The sequence below is a fragment of the Halobacillus sp. ABD4_316 genome, assembly GCF_056161385.1.
On the sequence record NZ_JBSWZA010000001.1, the window covers coordinates 56,909 to 78,834 of the forward strand.

The following is a 21,926-nucleotide window of genomic DNA, read 5'->3' on the forward strand; positions in this document are numbered from 1 at the left end:
AAGGAGAGAAAGAGATATGGATTTGACAATACGCGACATAGCTAAGATGGCCGGAGTGTCTCCAGCCACGGTTTCCAAGATTATCAACAATTATGGAGGCATCAGTGAATCGACACGAAAGAAAGTCTATAAAATCATTGAAGATACGAAGTACCAGCCGACGTTTTCAGCAAAGTCGCTGGCGACGAAGAAATCGAATTTGATCGGACTTATCTATGCGGGGAAAATCAATGTTGATTTCACCCACCCTTTTTTCAACGAAGTCGTCAATTCGTTCAAAAAAGCGGTCGGATCGCTCGGGTATGACCTGCTGCTGTTCTCGAATGAAAAGATTTACCAGGGAGAAAGCAAGTATTTGGAAAGGTGCAAGCATTTCCACGTGGACGGGTGTCTGATCATCGCAGGGGATGAAATTGAAGAGGCCGTTCATGACATTGCCCAAAGTGACATTCCAAGCGTGGGCATTGATTTGAAACTGGAAGGCCCGCAATCCAGCTATATTATGACCGACAATGCGAAAATCGGAGCCAAAGTGGTGGAGCACCTGTACTTGAACCAGGTCCGTACCATCGCCTATATCGGAGGAAAACAGGACTCGCTGGTGTCCAGTATCCGTAACATCGGTTTTATCGATGCGATGAATCAGTTTGGTCTTCCTATTGAAAAGGACTGGCTCTATTACGGGGACTTTTTCGAAGAAAGCGGCTATGAAGGAATGAAGGAGATTCTGAAAGCCGATCGTCTTCCGGAAGCTGTCTTCGCAGCGTCTGATATGATGGCACTCGGTGCGTTGAAGGCGATCAAGGAAGAAGGATTATCCGTTCCTGAGGATATCCAGCTGATCGGCTGTGATGATATTGAAGCATGCCGGTACAGCGATCCACCACTCACAACAGTCAAACAGGACAAACAAAAGCTCGGAAAGCTGGCTGCTTATATGCTGGAGGATTTGATCAAGGATGACCATGATATCCAGGATATGAAAGTAGACCCTGAGCTTGTGCTCAGAGCTTCTACGAAGGAAAGCTGAACGTTCCGGGTAAAAACTGGAGGTATCGCTTATGACAACTATTCAATTTCCAGAAAAATTTAAGTGGGGGGCGGCCACCGCGTCCTACCAAATCGAAGGGGCAGCAAAAGAGGGAGGCAGGACTCCTTCGATCTGGGACGTCTTTGCTCATACCCCCGGCAACGTAAAAAACGGGGATCATGGAGATGAGGCCTGCAACAGTTATCATATGTACAAGGAAGACGTGCAGCATTTGAAAAGCCTTGGTGTCGATCTTTACCGCTTTTCGATATCATGGTCCCGGGTCATTCCTGATGGGACCGGAGATCTGAACGAAGAAGGAGTGGCCTATTACCGTCATCTGATTGATGATCTGATCGAAAACGGGATCGAGCCGATGATCACCCTTTATCATTGGGATCTTCCCCAGGTGCTTCAGGAAAAGGGCGGATGGGAGAACCGCGACACGACAGACGCGTTCTTATCCTATGCCGAAGCAATGTTTCAGGCGTTCGGTGGACAGGTGAAAAAGTGGCTGACCATCAATGAACCGTGGTGTGCCTCCTTTTTATCCAACTACCTCGGCATTCATGCGCCGGGAAAAACGAGCCTGCAGGCCGCCGTTGATGTTTCCCACCACCTGCTGCTTGCTCATGGCAAAGCAGTCCAATCGTTCCGGAATTTTGTGCCGGACGGGGAGATCGGGTATGCTCCGAATGTTGGCTGGCTGGAGCCCTTTTCTCCGGATGAAAAAGATGTGGAAGCCTGCCGCAGAGGGATGATGTGGCAGAAGGAATGGTTCATGGATCCTGTGTTCAAAGGAACATACCCAGAGACGCTGCAGAACATCTTTGCTGAACAGGATGCCGTGCTGCGTATGGAAGAAGGAGATCTCGATATCATCTCCCAGCCAATCGATCTTATGGGAATCAACTACTACACAGGAAGCCTCGGCCGCTACAAGGAAGACGGAGGCATATTCCAGGTCGAGGAGATTCCCGTGGACGACCGCCGCACAGATATCGACTGGCCGATCTATGCAGAAGGCTTCTACAAAACGTTAAAGGATCTTCATGAAACGTACGGTGACGTGCAGCTGTACATCACAGAAAACGGGGCCTGCTACAACCACGACGTAGAAGAGGATGGAAAGGTGCATGATCAGGAACGAATCGAATACTTGAAACAGCACCTCACATCGCTGAGCCGGGCCATTGAGGCCGGCGTCCCGATTGCCGGGTACATCGTCTGGTCGCTTCTTGATAATTTTGAATGGGCGGAAGGCTATGACAAGCGCTTCGGAATCATCCACGTCAATTTTGATACGTTTGAGCGTACACCGAAAGACAGCTACTACTGGTATAAGGAAACGGTGGAAAACCATACGTTTGATCTATGAATCTAAATAAAAGACAAGCCGCGCTGTCAAGAGGCAGCGTGGTTTGTTTTATGGATAACGCCCAGACCACACCTTCTCGCCCGGCATAGGCTAAGGTTGAAGCAAACGGAAGGGGCGATCGTTGTGGAACGGATTTATCATCATGGACACGGCACCTACGTACCCGGCGAAGGATACCATCACGGACATGGGACTTATATCCCGGGGTATGGCTATCACCATGGACATGGCACCTATGTCCCGGGCTACGGGTATCATCATGGGCAGGGAACGTATGGAGGATCCGGTTTCGAGCACGGACACAGCAGCTATGCACCCGGCTACGGGTACCATTACGGCCAGGGAAATTATTATCCGTGGGGCGGCGTTCATCACAGCCACGGTGGATGGTACTCTTAATCAATCAAAGAAAGGCCCTCAAGGGGTCTTTTTTTCTGGTCATAAACAGGAGTGTATGCTGAACAAAAAGGATAAAAAAGGAAATGTGTAGAACTAATCTTTATAAAGGGGCGGTAAGCAGAAGAGGGGGAGGATAGATGAAAGATCTAAAAAACCATCTCAGGGAATTAGAAGGAGCACATATCAGTCTGGACGTCAGGTCTTCCGCTGAAAAACTGGATCAGATCCTTGCAGATGATTTTTGGGAGATTGGCAGTTCCGGAATCATCTATACGAAAAAAGACTGCCTGAATCTTGGGGTCGTTCTGTCAGAAATGACGCTGCATCATTATGAGATTCAGATTCTGGCAGAGGATACGGTCCTGAGTACATATAAAGTCAAGGATACGACGCGGAAGCGGAACACATGGAGGAGCTCAGTCTGGAAGAAAATCCATGGCAGATGGCAGCTGTATTTCCATCAAGGAACAATCATCCCGGGTCAGTAACAAAGGAGGTGTGCTTGTGGAACCTGTATGGAAAGTCTATGGATATATCACCCGCTTTTACAAAGAAAAGCCGCAGGTGCTTGTTTTTCAACATTCGGTTCCTGAGGCCGGCATTCAAATTCCTAAAGGAACTGTGAACCCGGGGGAAGATCCTCTTCATGCTGTTGTAAGGGAAATGGTGGAGGAAACAGGGCTGAATTCCGTCTATGTAGAAAAATTACTGGCGGTGGATACGTGGATGAATGAGGACGGAAAGCCGCATAAGCGGTATTTTTATCAGCTCCACACCCCGGAGGTGAAAGGCAGCTGGCTGCACGAACCGTCCGGGGGAGAAGAAGAAAAAGGGCTGATCTTCCACTTCTTCTGGATTTCGTCCGTAGAGGAAGTGGATTTGATCAGAGGACATGGGGATTATCTCCATTTAGTCGTGGACGGCCTCTGAGACAATCCGTTTTCTGTTTGTTTGTACAGGTCTATCCCATAAGCATGCAGAGACCAGAAGAGAGGTCGCAAGCCCACACCCGATAATGGCAATGAACGATGGGGGATACGCATATTGAATGGCTTGAAAAGCGTCTACTCCCCATAGAAATGGAAACAGAAGAGACACGTAAAACCAGTCATTCGATGCTCTTTCAGATGCTTTGGCTGCGAAACGCTTCCCTGTAAGGGCTGTGATCAGAATAACGATGGCAGAAATGATAAACGAAAGCGCATGCTCTTTGGATGCTGTTCCTTCAAAAAGAATAAACCGATACATCCCTAAACCGAATAATCCAGCCAACGTACTATTGTATAAGAATCCAATCATTTTACCTCTCCCTTTTGATGAGGAGTAATAGAAATACCTTCGTATTCCTGGATATTTTTACATATTTTATCTCATAAATCAATGTTGAAAAGGAGTGCTGCTTATGAAACAGATCATCGCTGTAGGTGGAGGAGGATTTTCGATGGATCCTGAAAATCCGCTGTTGGATACGTACCTGCTGGAGCAGTCTTCGAAAACAAAGCCCCACATCTGTTTTATACCGACCGCCAGCGGAGATTCCGGCAGCTACACGGCCAGATTTTACAACTTTTTCGAAAACTATGCCTGTCAGCCTTCCCACCTTTCATTATTTCACCCACCCACAAGAGATCTGGACAGTTTTCTACTGGAAAAGGATATCATCTTCGTCGGCGGTGGAAATACGAGGAATATGTTGGCGTTATGGAGAGAATGGGGAGTGGATGTGATCTTGAAGAAAGCGTGGGAGCAGGGCGTCATCCTTGCAGGTGTCAGTGCCGGATCGATCTGTTGGTTTGAAGAAGGCGTCACGGATTCCTTCGGAGGGGAGCTGGAACCGCTGCAAGGGCTGGGCTTTCTTTCGGGAAGCCACTGTCCGCATTATGACGGCGAACCGAAACGGAGGCCGGCATATAAGAAATTAATGGCCGAAGGGAAAATCAAGCCCGGACTGGCCGTAGATGATCATGCGGCTGCCCACTATATTGATCACCATCTGCACAGAGTGGTGAGTTCTAAGCCGAATGCCAGGGCTCACCGGCTTTATCATAACCGTGGTATACAGGAAGAAGAGCTGGAGACGCATTACTTAGGAAGGGATGAATGAACATACATCAAAAAAATTTGATGCATTCAATTGACATCCTTCCTGAGGGATGAATATAATGCAGTTATATCAAAAAAATTTGATGTAGAGGTGAGACGATGGAAACGGTCGATCAACATGCAGGAACTGGGAAGGAACTTTCCTTTGAAGGGTACGAAAAGAAATTCAAGGCACTCGCAGATCAGCTTCGTCTTAAAATCATGTATGAACTGAATCAGAAGGGACAGCTGTGTGTCTGTGATCTGACAGAGCTTGTCGGACTCCCGCAGTCCAAACTGTCCTACCATTTGAAAATCCTCCATGATGCCGGTTTTATTCAGAGGGAAAAGAAGGGGACCTGGAACTATTATCAGCTGAACGATTCGGAAGTTAAATCCATCCTATCCCCGGAACTCTGCTGCATCTTTTACCCTGGTCAGTAGTCAGGGTAAATCTATACATTATACATCAAAAAAAATTGATCTACTGTGATCATTACATCAAAAAAAGTTGATGCAGGGAGGAATCTTATGAATGATTTTCTCGAGTTTATGAAAACATTCCTCATTTTGTTTGCGGAGTTGACCGCATTGTTCATTCTCATCAGCTTCCTCGTCAGTCTTCTGCAGCAGAAGGTGACAGAGGAGCGGATTAAACGGGTGTTGGAACGACCGAATAAGTGGAGCGGCTACCTGTATGGAACGGTGCTCGGGGCACTGACGCCCTTCTGTTCATGTTCGACGATTCCGATTCTGGCAGGACTGCTTTCTTCTAAAGCACCGTTTGGACCGTCCATGTCCTTCTTAGTAGCCTCACCATTATTGAACCCCGTCATTGTCCTTCTGCTGTGGACGCTGCTCGGGTGGGAATTGACGTTGTCCTATGTTCTGATTGTCGGTGCTTTCTCTATCCTGATTGGAGTGGTATGGGATCTGCTCGGGCTTGAAAAGTTCGTGAAAAATGTAAGGGTCCGGAAAGGAAGCACTACTGCTGAAGCGGATGAGCCGAAATGGAAGGTGGCGCTGCGGGACGCCTGGGGCTTCTTTTACCCTGTCCTGCCGTTCCTTCTACTTGGGGTATTCATCGGAGCATTCATCCATGACTTCATTCCTCAGGAGATGATTGCCAGGTTTGCAGGTGGAGATCAACCATGGACGATTCCGGTGGCTTCTGTCATTGGTATCCCCATGTACATCCGAGCGGAAGCGATTCTGCCGATTGCCGATGCACTGGTGGGTAAGGGCATGGGGATCGGTGCCATTATCGCCTTGGTCATCGGTGGTGCGGGTGCGAGTATTCCCGAGGTGGTTTTGTTGAATAAACTGTTCAAACCGAAGCTCGTCACCGCTTTTGTTGTCTCCATCCTCGTCGTGGCGGTATCCACAGGGTTTATCGTGCAGACGATACTTTAAAGGAGGTGAAATCCATGGCTGAAAAAAAGAAAGGGCTCCGCGGTTTGTTTTCCAAATCTGATAAAAACTGCTGTCATGTAGACATTGAAGAGGTAGAGGAAAAAGAAACAAAGGAAAACGATAGCGAAGAGGGACAGGAGGAAAACCGTCAGGAAAACGCATAGAGTCTGCCGGGGGAGTCTTCAAGGAAGGCTCTCCTGCTTCTGTGATGAAGAATGGAGGAGGGAATGACGCATGCTGCATCAATCGGGCGCATTGACCAAGGAATATTTTAAGTCTTATATAAAGCTCGTGTTAAACAGTGGAGACCTCTCTATCGAACAAGCGCAGGAAATCGTCCTGCAGCGATTGTTCGGCGGTGACAGGTCTGCGCTGGGAGGAGAATCACTGGAAAACTTCCAGACAGCCTGTGAAGAAATAAAGCAGATAAAGCCTTCTTTATAAAAAAGAAGGTTTTTTTAATGATTGAGTTCAGGGGAATCTTTTGAAATAATTGGAATCGTAGAAGAGGAGGAAAACATATGTTTACGATGCATGTGGATGATGACGTAGAGCTGTCCATCCTGGAACCAAGACACGCGGATGCCTTGTTCAAGCTGGTCGACAGAAACAGGAGTCATCTTGGGATGTGGCTTTCCTTCCCAAACAAAACGAAGGAAGCGGACGATTCTGCTGCCTTTATAAGCAGGTCCCTGACAAGGATGGCCGATGGAAAAGGTTTCTGGGCCGGCATCCTGTATAAAGGAGAACTGGCCGGTTCCACTGGATTTCTATACATAGATGAGGAAACGGGAAGAACGGAAATCGGCTACTGGCTCGGAGACGACTTTACGGGCAGGGGGTTGGTAACGAAATCGGTCCGGAAGATGGTCGATTACGCATTTTTTGAGCTCGGTTTAAGAAAAGTGGACATTCAGACGGCCGTAGGAAATGGGAAAAGCAGAGCGGTCCCCGAACGGCTCGGATTCACGAAGGAAGGAGTCCTGCGTGAGTATGAATATTTGAACGGAAGCCATCACGACAGGATCGTTTATGGTTTGTTGAAAGAGGAGTGGGGGAAATTTTAACGAACGATTATAAGCTGAAAAAGATTCTGCGGATGGTCGTATTAGGAATGGGTCTAATGGTCATAACAGCCGGCATTTATCAAATCATTCATCCACATTCATCTTCTCCTTTTCGGTTTCTTTTACCACTTCAAATGGCAGCCTTAGCTGTTTATTGGAGTGTCCAAAGGAAGCTGGAAAGGTTTGGAGGTGATCAGTCATGAGTTATTCCATCAATCCGAAGAGGATCAGGGATACGGTCACACTTCTCTTTCCCCTTCTGTGGTTACTCCTCTCCAGCGCATTCGGTGCATCGATTCAACTGTTCCTGGTGATTCTATTATTCTTAGCGATGGGGAGTTTATTTCGATTTCAAATTGATATTCAGGATCAGCGATTGATTTATACCGTTACCTATCTGAAGAAGCGGGTGTTAAAGAAAGAACTGGTACCTGCGCATATCCAAACGCTTAAATTCTTCCGGACCGGGTGGAAAAAGAAAGCCGCTGCCATTCAAACCTATAAGGGCTTGAACATCCCGTTAGTGGTGATGACAGAGCCGGAGGGGTATGACGAATTACTGGCTTTTGGCAGGAGAAATCAAATCGATGTAGAAAAAACAAAGGACTACAGGCTTTTGGAACGGATGGATTCCTAAAAGGAAATGAAAGAGGAGGAGTTCTATGTATCGATCCTTTGTCGTATGTGTTCTTCTTTCCGTTGTTTTCATTTTTTCTGCCTTTGTTTCCTGGTATGAAGGAAGTGCGCTTCTGGATAAATCATGGGAATGGGCCCATTCTACTCCTTTTTCCCAAATGATCAACGGAGAGGTAAGGGGAGAGGAGCAGATCATCCAGCTGGATTACTTTGTATATGCCGCTAAGTTCAGTCCGCTGTTTCCGATGCTGATGTTCAGCAGTTTCATTTTATTGCTTTTGGCGGTGGGCTCCATCCTGACGAAAGGCCGGTGGAAAGGGTCGATGGTTTTACTGACTTTGTTAGGGGCGGGGCTGTTCGCTTTCAGTTACCTCAGCTATGCTTCCTCCACAATTGGCGGACATCTCTTTTTTTACTTTGGAATAGCAGCCGGGATGTTTGCCGTGGGAAGTGCCCTGTTGATGTATGTCCGGTTCGGCCGGAGAACGGTATAACAAAGGAGGATGTTCATTGGTACACCATATAGCAGCGGCGATCTATTTTTCTTTTTCCATGCTGCTGTTTGTCATCATAGAAATGGCGCAGAGCTTTCCGGGAATGTCATTCCGGTATGATTCCAGCGCTGTGCCCTGGCTGCCCTGGCTTCTTTTTGTGACAGGGCTGTTTTATTTAGGGTGGAAGAAGATGAAAGAAGAGTAGAGGTTACGTTTAGGAGGTCGCGACGTATGAAAACCTATGTGATTTTGTTTGTGCTTTTATTAATTACACATACCATGACCCTTGTGAACATTACAATTTTTGATGGTCAATGGAACGGCATGGTTCTGTTTTTCTCCAGCATTCTTTTTCTTATGGGAGCCGTGTTCTTTGGGACAGAATTCAATGCCCGAAGAAAAATGAACACCTAAGGTCAGGAAAAGACTCCACCCCGCCATTATGGCGGGCTTTTTTATGGTTAATCTCTCACGATCTGCTGGTTTTTTTACAGGTAATGACCTGCCTCTCTATCAACTGGAAGAGAGTATCCTTCAAAGAGATTAGCATTGAGAAATATGTATAAATTTGGAATAATAGATAGAGAGAATAATAGAAAAGGGATGAAGGGGATATGGCAGGAAGAAAACCACTGATCAAACGGATTAAATGGCCTGGCTGGGTCGTTCTTCTGCTGATTGCCGGTCTAATAGGAATGGGAATGGTAAAATGGCTCACGCCTGTATCTGGTCAAAGCAGCAGCGCCCCCTATCTCTATTTCCAGGAGGAGACGGAGGAAGCGGATACCTACACGCTCTCCATCAGCACCGCCTCCATGAAAGAGGATGAACAGAACGAGGCTGTCCAAGCGTGGATTGAACAGGAAAAAGAAAGCTTTTTCAACAAAGTGGAAAAGTATAACGGGGAGCTCGGTGACGGCCGACGTGCGCATTTAACCATTGAGGTTGATGCTCATCAGGGGCGCGGGGATACATACAGCTTTATTTTCCGCTCCCACAAAAGGGTGGAGGAAAAGCAGTCCGAGTCCAAGGTACGGGTCTTTACACTAAACAGGGAAAATCAAAGCGTCACGCTTACGAACCTGCTGGATAACCCTGAAGCCGTCCGAGGGATTCAGGAAGGTGTGGAGAAGCAGTTGAAAAAGGAGAACCCTGATGGGGAGGCGCTTGCAGATATGATAAACCGGCCGGATGATTGGAACTGGTCCATACAAGGGAAAGATTTGACCGCTTATTTCAATCCGGAAGACCTTGGAATAGACAAGGAAGATTTTGTTCAAGTGAACGTATCGTTGGAAAGGATTTTTTCTTTTACAGACTCCGGACAAAAAGTGGTGGCGCTTACCTTTGATGATGGTCCAGACCGGAAAGTGACACCGGAAGTTCTGGATATTTTAAAGCATCACCATGCCAAAGCCACTTTTTTCATGATGGGCGAAAAGGTGGATAAATATCCCGACCTTGCCAAAAGGGTGGCTGAGGAGGGGCATGAGATCGGTAACCATACCGACCAGCACAAGGATTTAACGAAGATTGGGATGCCGGCCGTCAAGAATGAAATGCAGGCGTCCCGTAAGAAAATTTCAAACGTCACAGGGCAGCAGCCGTCGGTTTTCCGCCCTCCTTACGGTGCTGTCAATGAAACCGTAGAGGAAGCGGCAAGGCACTTTGGGTTATCAGTCGTATTATGGTCCGTGGATTCCCACGACTGGAAAAGCAGAGATCCGGAGGCCGTGAATAAAGTGATCAAGGAAGAAGTCGTACCCGGCTCGATTGTCCTGCTGCATGATGTGCATAAGGAAACAGCCGAAGCTCTGCCGACGCTGCTGGACTATTTGGAGAAGGAAGGTTATCAGTTCGTGACAGTGTCTGAACTGCTTTCCATTCAAGGGTGAGAAGGAGAATGGTATGAAAAAGTTAGGGATATTTATGATACTCGGTCTTCTGTTGGCCGCCTGCTCGAATGAAGAAGGAGAACCTGAACAGAAGGAAGCATCGAAGGATACGCTGGCAGTTAAGCCGGCAAAATTGTCGGAGCGTGAAGAAACAATCATTTCCCATCTGGGCAGCGGATTCGAACGTTTTTACACTATAGAGGGGGAAATACCTGAGGGAGAGGGCTTAAAGACTACGACTTATGTAATCGAAGATGGAAGCGAACCGGAAGAACGGTTTTCATCATTCTCCGGAGAAGAAGGGGAGGAAATCTATAAAAAAGACCTCTTCAGCTTTCACCTCGGTGAAATGGAAGAACAAACGTCTGTGAGCGTCGGAACGATGGGGGGCCGGTCAGGAGGAACGATTCAGCTTCCGGACTCGTTAACCGGGTATTCATTTACTGGAATCGAGCAGGCCTTCAACATGGAAAAAGGGGTTTCCTATTATCCTGCTTATATGATTGCCGGTAAAGAGGATATGCTGCGTGTGCCGGGAATCGAAGATGCCCGGCAGATGCCGGATGCTGTGAAAGAGGCGGATTATGCGATCGTCTTTCAATTGGAATGGATCGATGATGAAACGTATGAGCCGTCCGGGACGTAAGGAGTAATGGGGCTTAGTTACAGAAAGAGCATGACTATGCCCCCGATCAGTAAAAGGATAGACACGAAGAGCAGGGCCATTTTCTTTGGACGGTCGAGTTTGTGAAAGAGCCGGAAGAACATGCTGTTCACCTCCATAAGGAAATCAGTCTTTGTTATACATACGCTGACCAACTTGATTAGGTTTCGGAATCATTTGGTTAAGGGGAAATATAGCAGATACTTACATTTGGAGGGGGATTTGCTGAATGCCGACGAATGAGGAAGTGAAGGTTGAAGGATGGGACGTTAAACATATCCGGCGTTTGAAAAAGCGACTGCTGCTTCAACAGAATATTGTTATGTTATTCATCGTTATTTTCTTCAGCATATACGCAATTAACGGCTGGCCGGTTGCTCACTTTTTAGTTCTGTGTGCGGTCGTGCTTTCAGGGATCGGGTTTTTTGCTCTTCTGTCTTTATGGAAAGGAGAGCCCCAAGGGACGAAAATGGTCAGAACTATTCAGGCCTACGAAAAAGATGTGAAAGGGACTCAAAGGTGGCGGAGAAAGAAGTGGATGGAGTCTATTTTTATTTTCCTTTTCGTTTCTGCCATCATAGCTTTTCTTATTTTCCTTAATCATGATGCAATTCAACAATCTCAACAGGGTTTTCCAGGTGACGTTATTCCTTTACTGGGAGCTTGGATAGGTATGAATATTGGATCTTTTGTGCGCATCAAAGATTTGCCAGAATGAATATTGAAGAAGTGCTTCGATTCATGAACAAAGGGGAGCGGATCATTTATGACCCAATCAGATAAAGCTTATGATAGAGAAAAGCTGAGGCAGGAGGATTTAAAAAGAAACAGTCCCGGCCGGGAACACGGCGGCGGACTGATGGATTTAGTCGGCAGCCTCGGCTGGAAAGGAACAGGACTGATTCTTGTCGGTTTGATTCTGGGCTTCATTCTTTTTTCGATCTTTCTTCGCTGACAAAGAACGGTGTTATACAGAAGAGGCTGCCTGCGACTGTCCAGGCAGCCTCTTCATTTTTTAAAAAACAGGGAAGGGCGCCTGCATGAAAATCAGGGTCCGTCATACACGCCTGGAGCCCATCTTGTTTGTTCTAGGGTGATTCAAGCCACGTAACCAATGTTTTGATAATAATGTCCTGCTGTTCTTGAACAGGAATATCCGCTGGATTGTCCCCCTTTTGCTCTCCGTACCAGCCGAATTGGGCGTGGTTGCCACCCTTGACTTCATAGAGGACAGCCATATCTGAAAGAAGCGGACTCTTTTCCTCGATATCTGTGAGCGTAGTCAGGCCATCCTTTTCTCCGTAGATGGACAGCATCGGGAAGTCGGAGTCCGAAAAGTCATTTTGATCAGCCGGGTAGGAAGCCAGGAAAAACAAGCCGTCCAGTTGTTCTTGATTGTCATCGGCATAAGAGGCAGCGGCAACACCACCAAGGGAATGTCCTCCAATGAACCATTCATCAAGGGGGGAGTTTTCCAGCATTTCATCCGCTTTTTGTGCTTCTAGGATGGGAAAGTTGAACCTCGTGGACGGAATTGCCGTCAGGTATCCCTGTTCCCGCAGTTGATTCCCAATATAGCTGTACGCTTCGGGTTCGACTTTCGCTCCAGGATATAGCACAACCCCGGCCTTCGGCTCCCCGTCCGGTTCAAAGATTACCCAGTCTTCCTGACGCTCTGGAATGTCTGATAGCTGGTCCGAGGGTTCGTAAGTCTGCTCCGCCCATATATAGAAAGCTCCAAAGGCAAGCAGAGCGAGGGTGAACATACCAGCAAGGATATACAGAAGCCATTTTTTCATAAGCTGTCTCCTTCTCTACATCTGTTGTTATTCTATTCTACTAAAGACTTTACAAAAAAGCCGCTTTGATGAATGGCGGATCCTGTGTTGTGTGTTTTCTACAAAAGAAGGAAGACCTGCACGAGGCAGGTCTTCCTTTATTCGTGTGCTGATTTCATCAGATCTTCTGTTACGGAAGGACCGACCGCTCCTGTTCCGCCTAAAATGGTGAAGTGACGGATGCCGAGCTCCTCTGCTGCTTCTGCAATGGAAGCATCAAGGTAATCAGGAGGAACAAGCAGGAACGTGCTGTTTTCTTTAGCCGCCAGGATCGATCCTGTCAACGCATCGGCGAAATCTGAACCGGTGGCTATAAATGCCCGGTCTGCCGGATTCAACTCCTTAGCGATCAAGGCTGAAGTTTCATAGCGATTTTCGCCGCCGTAACGGACGGCTGAAGGGAGCGCTTGAAAAACTTCATCAGAGATTACACGGGTGCCGCCGACCGCTATCGACGCATCCACATCGGTAAGGGCCAGGGCCGTCACGTCGGGGAGTTGGGTGTCTTTCGTAAGTAAGATTGGGTGGCCCTCTCCAGCAGCGTAGGAGGCGATGGCCAGCGCATCAGGGAAGTCCATACCATTCGTCACTACTGCTTGTTGAGGATTTCCGTTCAAGACAGCAGCAATATTAGCTGCCGTTACAAACCGGTCTTTACCACCAATACGCTGAACGGTAAGGCCGATTCCCTTTAACTGACTTTCAACAAAAGGAGAGACCGCTTCTGTACCGCCGAGAATAACGGCTTTGTCCGCTCCGAGTCGCTGGATTTCTTCCCTGACCTCAGCTGGCAGGCGTTCCTTTGTCAGCAGGATGGGCGCATCCATATGGTAGGCAAGTGGAGAGCCTGCCAGTGCATCTGGGAAATGATCCCCCCTGGCAAGGACGATGGTGTCTGATTCGTCCCAGCCCTGTTTAGAGATTTCAACAGCTGTTTCATAACGGTTCTCTCCGGCAATCCGGTCTGTGGCAATAGGGACGAATGGTTTGACCGCTTTCCAGAACTCCTCAGCGATCCGTTCATAGCCCTTTTCACCAGGATGGACGTTCTGCGGGTTCGGGAGATAGGCGTCATAATTCTCAGCCACTGCCTCAAACGTAGCGACATAGTCACTTCCTGATGCAGACGCCACTCTCTGGATGGTTTGGTTCAATGCGTCCATCAACTGAATGAACTGCTGCTGGTCTTCTTCAGGGTAGGCAGGAAACGAATTGTAGTAGCCCATAAGGAAGATCTTCGCATCCGGATTGACGGTTCGAATCTGACGGACGACTTTTCCATAATTCTCGCCCACATTCTGCAGGATTGATTGTACGACTTCCGGATTTTTAAGCTCGTCAGGGTTTTTACTGAATACCTGTAAAAAATCGTTGGCTCCGATACTGATCGTAATCAAGTCGGCTTCACCGGCTGATTTGAGAGCCTTCTCATTGGTCTGCATCTGACTGAGCAGCCCTTCCGAGGTGAGGCCGGGGACAGCATAGGCCTTCGTGAACGTTTCCAGCCTGTCGACGTTTTCCAAATCGTTGGCTAAAAAGTCGGCATAGCTGAGTCCTGCAGAACCGTCGGATTGAATACCGTAGGCGAGGGAATCACCAAGCGCCGTGTATCTCCATTTTCCGTTTTCAGTTGATTCTGCTGCCCATCCTTGGGCAGGGAAAATCAGCAATGACACAAGGAAAAGGATGGACCATAACCAACGCCGCTTCTGTTTGCTTCTATACACTTGCTTTCCTCCTTCTCACGTGATCTTTATAGAAAGAACGTGTGTTTTATATATTTGCGCTTTTTTCCTTTATACCTGCAAACCGTCGAAAAGAAAACCCGTTTTTGTTCTCAGTCACAATGGAATATATTGGTTGTTTTATGATAAGGTGAACGTAATGGAAGGAGGGAGGCCGATGATACCAGCACTCCTGATTATTATGATCTCAGTGGCCGTTGATTATTTCTGGCTTGATGTGGACAGAAAAAGGTGGGGTTGGATGAAATCGTGGAGCCGCTCCAAGAGAGCGTTGTTTCTCTCCGGGTTCCTGTTCGTTTCCATCCTTATCTATACTGGTATGGGCTGACCTCGGGAAATGGGATAACCCTCAGCTTTGGAGGGACGGTGTGGGAAGATTGATTTTGGAATAAAAGGGGAGGATCCAATGACTTCTGTTTCTAGCCGGTGGATGCTTGTGTTTGTCCTTAGTTTATTGGCGACGCTGGGCATCTATTATACGATGAATTTCAGTTATTTGGATTATAGTGTAACCGATAAAGATCAGCTCGTTATCCATGAAGGATGGAAAGAACCCGGGCCAATCATGAATTCAAACGTTTCCGGTGAAGAGGCTGGTTTAAGTAAGCTTGGCACACATATGGAAGCCTTTAACCAATGGGTTCTCGTGGCAGCGGTTCTCCTCCCGGTTTTCATAGCAACATACGCCGTATTGACGAGTAGGAAAGCCCTCGGCAGACATCCCAGGAAAAAGGGGCTGTTGTGGGTAACAATTGTTCTCCATACAGCTGTCTGTGTGTTTTTCCTCATCCAGTGGATCCGTTATGCGGACCTGATCAATACGACCGTACATAACGTCATGTTCAAGTAACCCCTCTGAAAACAGGGCTGAAGGGTAAAGAAAGCATCGCAACTATCGGTCGAACCCTTTCATAAGCTGGCAGCTCTCTATCCATAGCAGCGATTTTTCTCGTAATGGGAAGGTCCTGGCAAGGCCATAGAGAGGTCCGGTGCCATGATCGTTTAGAAAAAGAGAAGAAGGGGGCGTGAAGAATGCCTGTATGCAGAAATTGTGGGCATGAATGGCCTTGGAAAGATACCCAGAGGCTGTCCATACGCAGGGATCGCGGAGCGGTCTGCCAGTTCTGCGGCGAGAAGCAGTTCCAATCCCGCAAAAGCATGCGCAAAGTATCGCTTTTTCATATGATGCCATTATCGGTCCTGCCGTTTGCCCTTGTGATGGATGTCTCGATAGCTGTTGGACTGGCTCTGCTTTTTACAGCGGAAGCCGGCTTTTTAACCGCTTTTCCATGGATGGTGGAACTGACGAATAAAGAAGAAGCGCTTTGGTAAAGTAAACGTCTGTTGGGAAGATCCCCCGCAGACGTTTCTTTTTTCTTTCTTCAAGTGGGGAGGATGTGTGTCGTGCTGATGGTCACGTTCCGCTTATCGGTGGATGCTTGCCGCGGGCACGGCCTCAGCTAACTTGGGCAGGAAGGGCATCTGCCCAAGTGGATCTTCGGTCCGTGCTGTTCCCGCAGGCGTCACCACCGAACGCTTCTCGTGCCATCGCCAAATGAACAGGTTCGAGGATAGATCTTGGCAACGCGTATTCAGTGGATAAGAGACATCTCAAATTCACTTGGAAAGGGACGAATGAGAAAAGGAGTGTCATTTTTGTTCTTGGAGGCAAGGGGCATATCAACGTTTTTCAACACATGAAAAGACCTGCCGATATGGCAGGTCTTTGCTTAGTCAGCTTGCTTTCCGGCTGCTGTGATGAGGTTTCATCAAATAATCGTTAAAGAACGAATCGGTTTCTCTGACAATCACTTTATAAAGCAGCAGGAGCGCGATTAAGTTCGGAATCATCATAAGCGCATTGGCCATGTTGGCGAAGGCCCAGACAAGATCCAGCTGCATGACAGCCCCCATGAAAGTGGCCCCGACGTAAACAAGACGGTAAGGCACGATATACTTCAATCCAGCCAGGTATTCAAAGCATTTCTCCCCATACATATACCAGCCTACAATCGTTGAGAACCCGAAAAAGATCACCGAAAAGGCGACGATATATTCCCCGACAGTTCCCAGCGCATGACCGAAGGCTGCACTGGTAAGCGCACCACCGTCAAGGCCGGACGCGTGCTGGACGCCTGAAATATCTCCGCCGGACGGGTCCCAGAATCCGGTCATGAGAAGGACAAGTCCTGTCATTGTACAAACGATGATCGTCACAATAAACGTACCGGTCATCGCTACAAGCGCCTGTTTTACCGGGTGGTCGGTTTTGGCATTCCCCGCAATCAAAGCAGCTGTACCAAGTCCTGCTTCGTTGGAAAAGATTCCTCTGGAAACCCCGCTCCGGACAGCTTCCATAACGACGACACCAGCAAAACCGCCGACCGCAGAAATAGGTTGGAAAGCGTAGGTGAAGATCATCTCAAACGCCGGTATGATCGCATTGTAGTTCATCGTAATTATCAGCAGGGCTCCGCCTATGTAGAGAAAAGCCATGACCGGTACAAAAAATCCGGCCACCGTACTGATCCGCTGAATCCCGCCGAAAATGATCAGGGCCGTAAACAGGACGAGCACCGTTCCCGTAATCCAGCCATTGATATGAAAACTTTCGTTCATCACATCCGCAATGGTGTTGGACTGCACACTGTTGCCGATCCCGAGTGCAGCAAAGGCACCGAAGAAGGCGAAAGCGACAGCGAGCCATTTCCACTTGCTTCCAAGCCCGCGTTCCACGTAATACATCGGTCCCCCGGAGTATTCGCCATTTTCATTTTTTACGCGGTATTTCATGGCAAGCAGGGCTTCAGCATACTTGGTAGCCATCCCGAGAAGACCGACAATCCACATCCAGAAGATCGCTCCAGGCCCACCGAGTGTCAGTGCCGTAGCCACACCGGCAATGTTTCCATTTCCGATTGTCGCCGATAAAGCCGTCATCAGCGTTTTGAAGTTACTGATATCTCCTTCGGCACTTTCGGTTTGATCCGTTTTTTCCTCTTTTGTGAAGGCGAGCTTGAAGGCATAAAAAAGCTTTCGGAACTGCAGTCCCCGCAGCATCACCGTTAAAAATAAGCCTGTCCCGAATAATAGTATAAGACTGGGTGTTCCCCATAGGACATCGTTGATTTGATTTAATAGTTCCAGCATGAAATCCCCCCTGAAATCGGTTGATACGTTGTTGTGTGGTGGATGTAAACGGTTTCTCCTTTCACACTTTACCATTCCTGTTTCTATAACTATTTGTGTAGATGTGAAATTCTAAGCGCTTACATTTGTAAAAAAACACAAAAGTTTGTAGAAAAGAGGAGAACGGGGGGGAACCGACCATTTGGAATCGCTTTAAGTTTAAATATTCTAATAATTTAAACTGGTATAGACAACTATAAGGGAATGGTGGTACGATGGCTTCAATGAAACGTTTTCATATTTTAGAGGAGGTACACTATCATGTTGAACTTTTTACAAAGAATCGGAAAGTCGCTCATGTTTCCGATTGCTACGCTGCCGGCTGCTGCCCTGCTTGTCAGGCTCGGGATGGAGGATTTTCTCGATCTTCCGTTCATTACAGCAGCGGGAAACGGAATTCTAGGCAACCTTGCCCTTATATTCGCCATCGGAATTGCGATGGGTTTGTCGAAGGATGGAAGCGGAGCCGCCGCTTTGGCGGGTGCCGTCGGGTATCTGGTTCTTGATAATGGAATCGGTGCCATAAATGAAGATGTAAAGATGGGCGTTTTTGCCGGGGTGATCGCCGGGATTGCGGCTGGTTTGCTTTACAACCGCTACAATGATGTGAAGTTCCCGGAATTTTTATCATTTTTCGGAGGAAAACGATTTGTACCCATCATTACGTCCGCGGTTATGGTTGTCGCCGCTTTTGTTCTGGGTTATGTCTGGGTCTATCCGCAGGCCTTATTGGATTCAACAGCGGACTGGATATTAAATGGTGGAGCCGCTGGTGTCGGTATTTACGGATTCTTAAACCGTCTGTTGATTCCAGTCGGACTGCACCATGTGATGAATACATTGATCTGGTTTGATTTTGGTACGTTCACAACAGAAAGCGGAGAGGTCGTGCGCGGGGAGATCAACCGCTTCTTGAACGGCGATCCGTCTGCAGGAAGCTTCCTGGCCGGATTCTTCCCTGTCATGATGTTCGGTCTGCCTGCAGCTTGTCTCGCTATGTATGCCGCAGCGAAAAAAGAACGCAAGGCAGCCGTCGGGGGGATGTTCCTCAGTATCGGTCTGACATCGTTCCTGACAGGTGTAACAGAGCCGATCGAATTTTCCTTCATGTTCCTGTCTCCACTCCTTTATGTTGTACACGCTGCTTTAACAGGAGTATCGATGATTCTGGCCTACCTCTTTGATGTTCGTCACGGTTTTGGATTTTCTGCCGGGTTGATCGACTACGTATTGAATTACAATATTGCCCAAAACCCGTTCACTCTTATTTTGATCGGATTGTTCATGGCTGCCGTCTATTTCTTTGTTTTCTACTTCCTGATCATCAAATTAAACTTGAAAACACCAGGTCGTGAAGACGAAGAAGAAGTGCAGACAGAGGTGGAAGATGGAGCAGACGAATATGAAGCCAAAGCTTATCATTATTTAGAAGCTCTTGGTGGTAGAGATAATATTGAAACGCTCGACTATTGTACAACCCGTCTACGTCTTGAAATGAAGGACCGTGACATTGTCAATGAACCCGCTTTGAAGCGTTCCGGCGCCCGCGGCGTAATGAAGATCGGCCGTAACAACCTGCAGGTCATCGTTGGAACGACGGTGGAGTTTGTAGCGGAAGCTATGAAGAAACAGATGCAGAACCCAGGAATGACGGTTTCCTCTGCTCCAAGGGCCGAAAAGGAAAAAGCTCCTGGATCTACCGGACGAACATTGAACAAAGAAGAGTTCGCCATGCCGGTCAATGGACGAATTCTACCGCTTGAAGAAGTACCGGACCAAGTCTTTGCAGAAGGCATGATGGGGCCGGGTCTTGCAGTGGAACCTTCCGATGGCACCATCACTTCTCCGGTCAAAGGAAAAGTAGTCCAAGTCTTCCCGACGAAGCATGCGGTTGGTCTGGAAACAGATAAAGGTCTTGAACTGTTGATTCACGTTGGTCTGGATACGGTGAAACTTCAAGGGAAAGGATTCGAAGCTCTTGTTGAAGCCGGCGATCTTGTCGATCAAGGAACGCCGTTATTGCAGGTGGCTCTTGATGACGTGAAGAAGGAAGCACCGTCCGTCATTACACCGATTATTTTCACGAACCTGGAGAATGAAGTCGTCCATGTGCTCAAGCAGGGAACAGCAGATCGTGGAGATAAAGAGATTGTGGAAGTCACCAGTGAAAAGGAGGACGATGGCAATGAATGAAATGGTCATGACGAATGTGGACATCGTTTTCACTGACCGTACCATCTCATCCGGCTCTGTGCGGATCCAAGAGGGGAAAATCGCTGAAGTTTCGACTGGGACACTGAAAAGCTCTGGAACAGTTGTTGATGGGAAAGGCCGGAGGATGCTCCCTGGGTTCATTGATGTACACATCCATGGAGCGGCTGGGCATGACGTGATGGATGCTGTGCCGGAAGCGCTCCATGGCATGAGTGTACAGCTGCCGGAAGAAGGAACGACCAGCTTCCTTGCGACGACGATGACCCAGTCACGCGAAAACATAACGAAAGCTATCAGAAACGCTGGGGCATTCAAGGAATCTCAGGTCCCCGGCGAGGGTGCCGAAATGCTCGGCATCCACTTGGAAGGTCCGTTCATTTCAGAGAAAAAGGCCGGCGCCCAGCATCCGGATCACATTATCAAACCATCCGTCGAGTTGTTTCACGAATGGCAGCAGGAAAGCCGCGGTCACATCAAGCTTGTTACGGTTGCCCCTGAAACCGAGGGGGCCTCTGCTTTCATTGAAGACGTGAGCCGGACAGGTGTGGTCTGCTCGCTCGGTCACAGCGATGCGCGTTTCGATCAGGTAACAGAAGCCGTCGAAAAAGGAGCGCGTCATGTCACGCACTTGTACAACCAGATGAGCGGCCTGCATCACCGGGAGCCCGGACTTGTAGGCGCCGCCTTTATGAATGACCGTCTGCTCGTGGAAATGATTGTCGATCATATTCATGTCCATCCGGATGCCGTCAAATTAGCGTATCAGAATATCGGAAGCGAACGGTCGGTTTTGATCACAGACGCGATGCGTGCCAAATGTCTTCCGCCGGGGACGTATGATCTTGGCGGGCAGGATGTTTTTGTAGAAAACAATGAAGCCAGGTTGTCCGATGGAACCCTTGCCGGCAGCATTTTAACGTTGGAGGAAGCCGCTAAAAAGATGAAACAGGACGCTGGATTGTCATGGCAGGAACTGGTCAGTATCACTTCCTGGAACGCCGCCGTCCAGCTTGGTGTCGAAGACCGTAAGGGGAGCATCGAACAAGGAAAGGATGCCGACCTTGTGCTGTTGGATGAACAAGGAAATGTCACCCTTACCATGTGCAGAGGAACGATCAGCTACAACGCAGAGGAGGGGCAGTAATGGAAATCATCGTTACGAACAACTATGAGGAACTCAGTAGAAAAGCGGGAGAGATCATTGACAGCCAGGTGAAGAAAGACCCTGCCTCTGTCCTCGGTTTAGCTACAGGCAGCACACCCCTTGGAACGTACAGGGAGCTTGTAAAGAGTTATGAAAAAGGAGAGACGGACTACAGCCAGGTTTCTACGTTGAACCTGGATGAATACGTCGGCTTGAGTCCGGATCACCATCAAAGTTACCGCTGTTTTATGAACGAGCATCTCTTTGACCTGGTGAACATCCAGAAAGCCAACACCTACATTCCTGATGGCAAGGCAGGGAACCTCACTGAGGAGTGTGAACGGTATGAGCAGGTCATTGATCAGATCGGCCCGCCGGACCTGCAGCTGCTTGGCATCGGCGAAAACGGCCATATCGGTTTCAATGAGCCGGGAACGTCATTTGAGAGCGGCACCCATGTCGTGGAATTGACGCCTTCTACGCGTCAGGCGAATGCCCGTTTTTTTGATACAATGGAGGAAGTACCGACGCATGCGGTTACGATGGGGATTCAATCCATTCATAAAAGTAAAAAAATCATTCTGCTGGCCTCCGGAAAGCGCAAGGCTGAAGCGATCCGTCAGCTGATTTACGGGGAGAGGGATGAGCAGTTTCCGGCTTCCTCCTTGAAAGAGCATCATGATTTGACGCTGATCGTCGACCGTGAGGCTTATGCGTTAGTAAACGAGAAAGGGTGAG

29 protein-coding genes are annotated in these 21,926 nt (G+C 48.2%); 25 read left to right on the top strand and 4 right to left on the bottom strand.

Features of this window, described 5'->3' with window-relative positions; genetic code table 11:
* Positions 1–16 precede the first annotated feature (16 nt).
* From ACXAJH_RS00340 to ACXAJH_RS00360, 5 genes are all read left to right on the top strand, one after another.
* The gene (locus ACXAJH_RS00340) at positions 17–1,030 is read left to right on the top strand and encodes a LacI family DNA-binding transcriptional regulator (RefSeq protein ID WP_474968181.1); all 1,014 of its coding nucleotides are present in this window, start codon (positions 17–19) and stop codon (positions 1,028–1,030) included.
* Positions 1,031–1,061: 31 nt separating this feature from the next.
* Positions 1,062–2,408 (top strand): GH1 family beta-glucosidase, encoded by a 1,347-nt coding sequence (locus tag ACXAJH_RS00345; protein WP_474992766.1) that lies wholly within the window; start codon positions 1,062–1,064, stop codon positions 2,406–2,408.
* A gap of 123 nt (positions 2,409–2,531) precedes the next feature.
* On the top strand, positions 2,532–2,807 hold the full coding sequence (locus ACXAJH_RS00350) for a hypothetical protein (RefSeq protein ID WP_474992768.1): 276 nt from the start codon (positions 2,532–2,534) through the stop codon (positions 2,805–2,807).
* A 137-nt stretch (positions 2,808–2,944) separates the two neighbouring features.
* Positions 2,945–3,295, top strand: a complete 351-nt coding sequence (locus ACXAJH_RS00355; RefSeq protein WP_474991645.1) for a nuclear transport factor 2 family protein — start codon at positions 2,945–2,947, stop codon at positions 3,293–3,295.
* A gap of 16 nt (positions 3,296–3,311) precedes the next feature.
* Positions 3,312–3,737: an NUDIX hydrolase gene (locus ACXAJH_RS00360; protein ID WP_474992770.1), complete on the top strand. Its 426-nt coding sequence runs from the start codon at positions 3,312–3,314 to the stop codon at positions 3,735–3,737.
* Here ACXAJH_RS00360 and ACXAJH_RS00365 read toward each other — a convergent pair.
* Entirely contained in the window at positions 3,717–4,106 is a 390-nt protein-coding gene (locus ACXAJH_RS00365; protein ID WP_474992772.1) for a hypothetical protein, read from the bottom strand. The genes ACXAJH_RS00360 and ACXAJH_RS00365 overlap by 21 nt on opposite strands.
* A 103-nt stretch (positions 4,107–4,209) precedes the next feature.
* On the opposite strand from ACXAJH_RS00365, the gene ACXAJH_RS00370 reads away from it, so the two are divergent.
* The 14 genes from ACXAJH_RS00370 to ACXAJH_RS00435 all read left to right on the top strand — a co-directional run bounded on the left by ACXAJH_RS00370 (position 4,210) and on the right by ACXAJH_RS00435 (position 12,013).
* Positions 4,210–4,911, top strand: coding sequence for a Type 1 glutamine amidotransferase-like domain-containing protein (locus ACXAJH_RS00370; protein ID WP_474992773.1), 702 nt, complete (start codon positions 4,210–4,212; stop codon positions 4,909–4,911).
* Between the two features lie 98 nt (positions 4,912–5,009).
* Positions 5,010–5,333 (top strand): ArsR/SmtB family transcription factor, encoded by a 324-nt coding sequence (locus tag ACXAJH_RS00375; RefSeq protein WP_474968188.1) that lies wholly within the window; start codon positions 5,010–5,012, stop codon positions 5,331–5,333.
* A gap of 87 nt (positions 5,334–5,420) precedes the next feature.
* The gene (locus tag ACXAJH_RS00380) at positions 5,421–6,302 is read left to right on the top strand and encodes a permease (protein ID WP_474992775.1); all 882 of its coding nucleotides are present in this window, start codon (positions 5,421–5,423) and stop codon (positions 6,300–6,302) included.
* Between the two features lie 14 nt (positions 6,303–6,316).
* Complete coding sequence (locus ACXAJH_RS00385; RefSeq protein ID WP_474968190.1) at positions 6,317–6,466, top strand: hypothetical protein; 150 nt, start codon at positions 6,317–6,319, stop codon at positions 6,464–6,466.
* 70 nt (positions 6,467–6,536) lie between these two features.
* Entirely contained in the window at positions 6,537–6,746 is a 210-nt protein-coding gene (locus tag ACXAJH_RS00390; RefSeq protein ID WP_474968191.1) for a hypothetical protein, read from the top strand.
* Between the two features lie 77 nt (positions 6,747–6,823).
* Complete coding sequence (locus tag ACXAJH_RS00395) at positions 6,824–7,369, top strand: GNAT family N-acetyltransferase (RefSeq protein WP_474968192.1); 546 nt, start codon at positions 6,824–6,826, stop codon at positions 7,367–7,369.
* 199 nt (positions 7,370–7,568) lie between these two features.
* Complete coding sequence (locus ACXAJH_RS00400) at positions 7,569–8,006, top strand: hypothetical protein (protein ID WP_474968193.1); 438 nt, start codon at positions 7,569–7,571, stop codon at positions 8,004–8,006.
* 25 nt (positions 8,007–8,031) lie between these two features.
* Positions 8,032–8,499 carry a YjdJ family protein gene (locus ACXAJH_RS00405; RefSeq protein WP_474992777.1) on the top strand — a complete coding sequence of 156 codons (468 nt, stop codon included), beginning with the start codon at positions 8,032–8,034 and terminating at the stop codon, positions 8,497–8,499.
* Positions 8,500–8,515: 16 nt separating this feature from the next.
* Positions 8,516–8,704, top strand: a complete 189-nt coding sequence (locus ACXAJH_RS00410) for a hypothetical protein (protein WP_474968195.1) — start codon at positions 8,516–8,518, stop codon at positions 8,702–8,704.
* 26 nt (positions 8,705–8,730) lie between these two features.
* On the top strand, positions 8,731–8,913 hold the full coding sequence (locus tag ACXAJH_RS00415) for a hypothetical protein (protein WP_474968196.1): 183 nt from the start codon (positions 8,731–8,733) through the stop codon (positions 8,911–8,913).
* Between the two features lie 200 nt (positions 8,914–9,113).
* Positions 9,114–10,394 carry a polysaccharide deacetylase family protein gene (locus ACXAJH_RS00420; RefSeq protein ID WP_474992779.1) on the top strand — a complete coding sequence of 427 codons (1,281 nt, stop codon included), beginning with the start codon at positions 9,114–9,116 and terminating at the stop codon, positions 10,392–10,394.
* A gap of 13 nt (positions 10,395–10,407) precedes the next feature.
* Positions 10,408–11,040 carry a hypothetical protein gene (locus tag ACXAJH_RS00425; protein WP_474968198.1) on the top strand — a complete coding sequence of 211 codons (633 nt, stop codon included), beginning with the start codon at positions 10,408–10,410 and terminating at the stop codon, positions 11,038–11,040.
* A 247-nt stretch (positions 11,041–11,287) separates the two neighbouring features.
* A complete protein-coding gene (locus ACXAJH_RS00430) occupies positions 11,288–11,776 on the top strand; it encodes a hypothetical protein (protein WP_474992780.1) in 489 nt (162 codons plus the stop codon).
* 48 nt (positions 11,777–11,824) lie between these two features.
* Positions 11,825–12,013, top strand: a complete 189-nt coding sequence (locus ACXAJH_RS00435; RefSeq protein WP_474992782.1) for a DUF6366 family protein — start codon at positions 11,825–11,827, stop codon at positions 12,011–12,013.
* 133 nt (positions 12,014–12,146) lie between these two features.
* On the opposite strand, the gene ACXAJH_RS00440 is transcribed toward ACXAJH_RS00435, so the two are convergent.
* The gene (locus ACXAJH_RS00440; protein ID WP_474992784.1) at positions 12,147–12,857 is read right to left on the bottom strand and encodes an alpha/beta hydrolase; all 711 of its coding nucleotides are present in this window, start codon (positions 12,855–12,857) and stop codon (positions 12,147–12,149) included.
* A gap of 137 nt (positions 12,858–12,994) precedes the next feature.
* On the bottom strand, positions 12,995–14,623 hold the full coding sequence (locus tag ACXAJH_RS00445) for a cell wall-binding repeat-containing protein (RefSeq protein ID WP_474992786.1): 1,629 nt from the start codon (positions 14,621–14,623) through the stop codon (positions 12,995–12,997).
* A gap of 175 nt (positions 14,624–14,798) precedes the next feature.
* On the opposite strand from ACXAJH_RS00445, the gene ACXAJH_RS00450 reads away from it, so the two are divergent.
* From ACXAJH_RS00450 to ACXAJH_RS00460, 3 genes are all read left to right on the top strand, one after another.
* The gene (locus ACXAJH_RS00450) at positions 14,799–14,969 is read left to right on the top strand and encodes a hypothetical protein (RefSeq protein ID WP_474992788.1); all 171 of its coding nucleotides are present in this window, start codon (positions 14,799–14,801) and stop codon (positions 14,967–14,969) included.
* A gap of 78 nt (positions 14,970–15,047) precedes the next feature.
* Positions 15,048–15,491, top strand: a complete 444-nt coding sequence (locus tag ACXAJH_RS00455; RefSeq protein ID WP_474992790.1) for a hypothetical protein — start codon at positions 15,048–15,050, stop codon at positions 15,489–15,491.
* A gap of 182 nt (positions 15,492–15,673) precedes the next feature.
* On the top strand, positions 15,674–15,973 hold the full coding sequence (locus ACXAJH_RS00460) for a TIGR04104 family putative zinc finger protein (protein ID WP_474991668.1): 300 nt from the start codon (positions 15,674–15,676) through the stop codon (positions 15,971–15,973).
* 402 nt (positions 15,974–16,375) lie between these two features.
* Here the strand turns inward: ACXAJH_RS00460 and ACXAJH_RS00465 are convergent, their stop codons facing one another.
* Positions 16,376–17,791, bottom strand: coding sequence for an alanine/glycine:cation symporter family protein (locus ACXAJH_RS00465; protein WP_474968206.1), 1,416 nt, complete (start codon positions 17,789–17,791; stop codon positions 16,376–16,378).
* Between the two features lie 300 nt (positions 17,792–18,091).
* On the opposite strand from ACXAJH_RS00465, the gene nagE reads away from it, so the two are divergent.
* From nagE to nagB, 3 genes are read left to right on the top strand one after another with little or no spacing between them, the layout of a single operon-like run.
* Positions 18,092–20,023, top strand: coding sequence for an N-acetylglucosamine-specific PTS transporter subunit IIBC (gene nagE, locus ACXAJH_RS00470; protein WP_474971630.1), 1,932 nt, complete (start codon positions 18,092–18,094; stop codon positions 20,021–20,023).
* Positions 20,016–21,188: an N-acetylglucosamine-6-phosphate deacetylase gene (gene nagA / locus ACXAJH_RS00475; RefSeq protein WP_474968208.1), complete on the top strand. Its 1,173-nt coding sequence runs from the start codon at positions 20,016–20,018 to the stop codon at positions 21,186–21,188. The genes nagE and nagA overlap by 8 nt, the downstream gene beginning before the upstream one ends.
* Positions 21,188–21,925 carry a glucosamine-6-phosphate deaminase gene (gene nagB / locus ACXAJH_RS00480; protein WP_474992791.1) on the top strand — a complete coding sequence of 246 codons (738 nt, stop codon included), beginning with the start codon at positions 21,188–21,190 and terminating at the stop codon, positions 21,923–21,925. Before nagA ends, nagB begins: the two co-directional genes overlap by 1 nt.
* Position 21,926 lies beyond the last annotated feature (1 nt).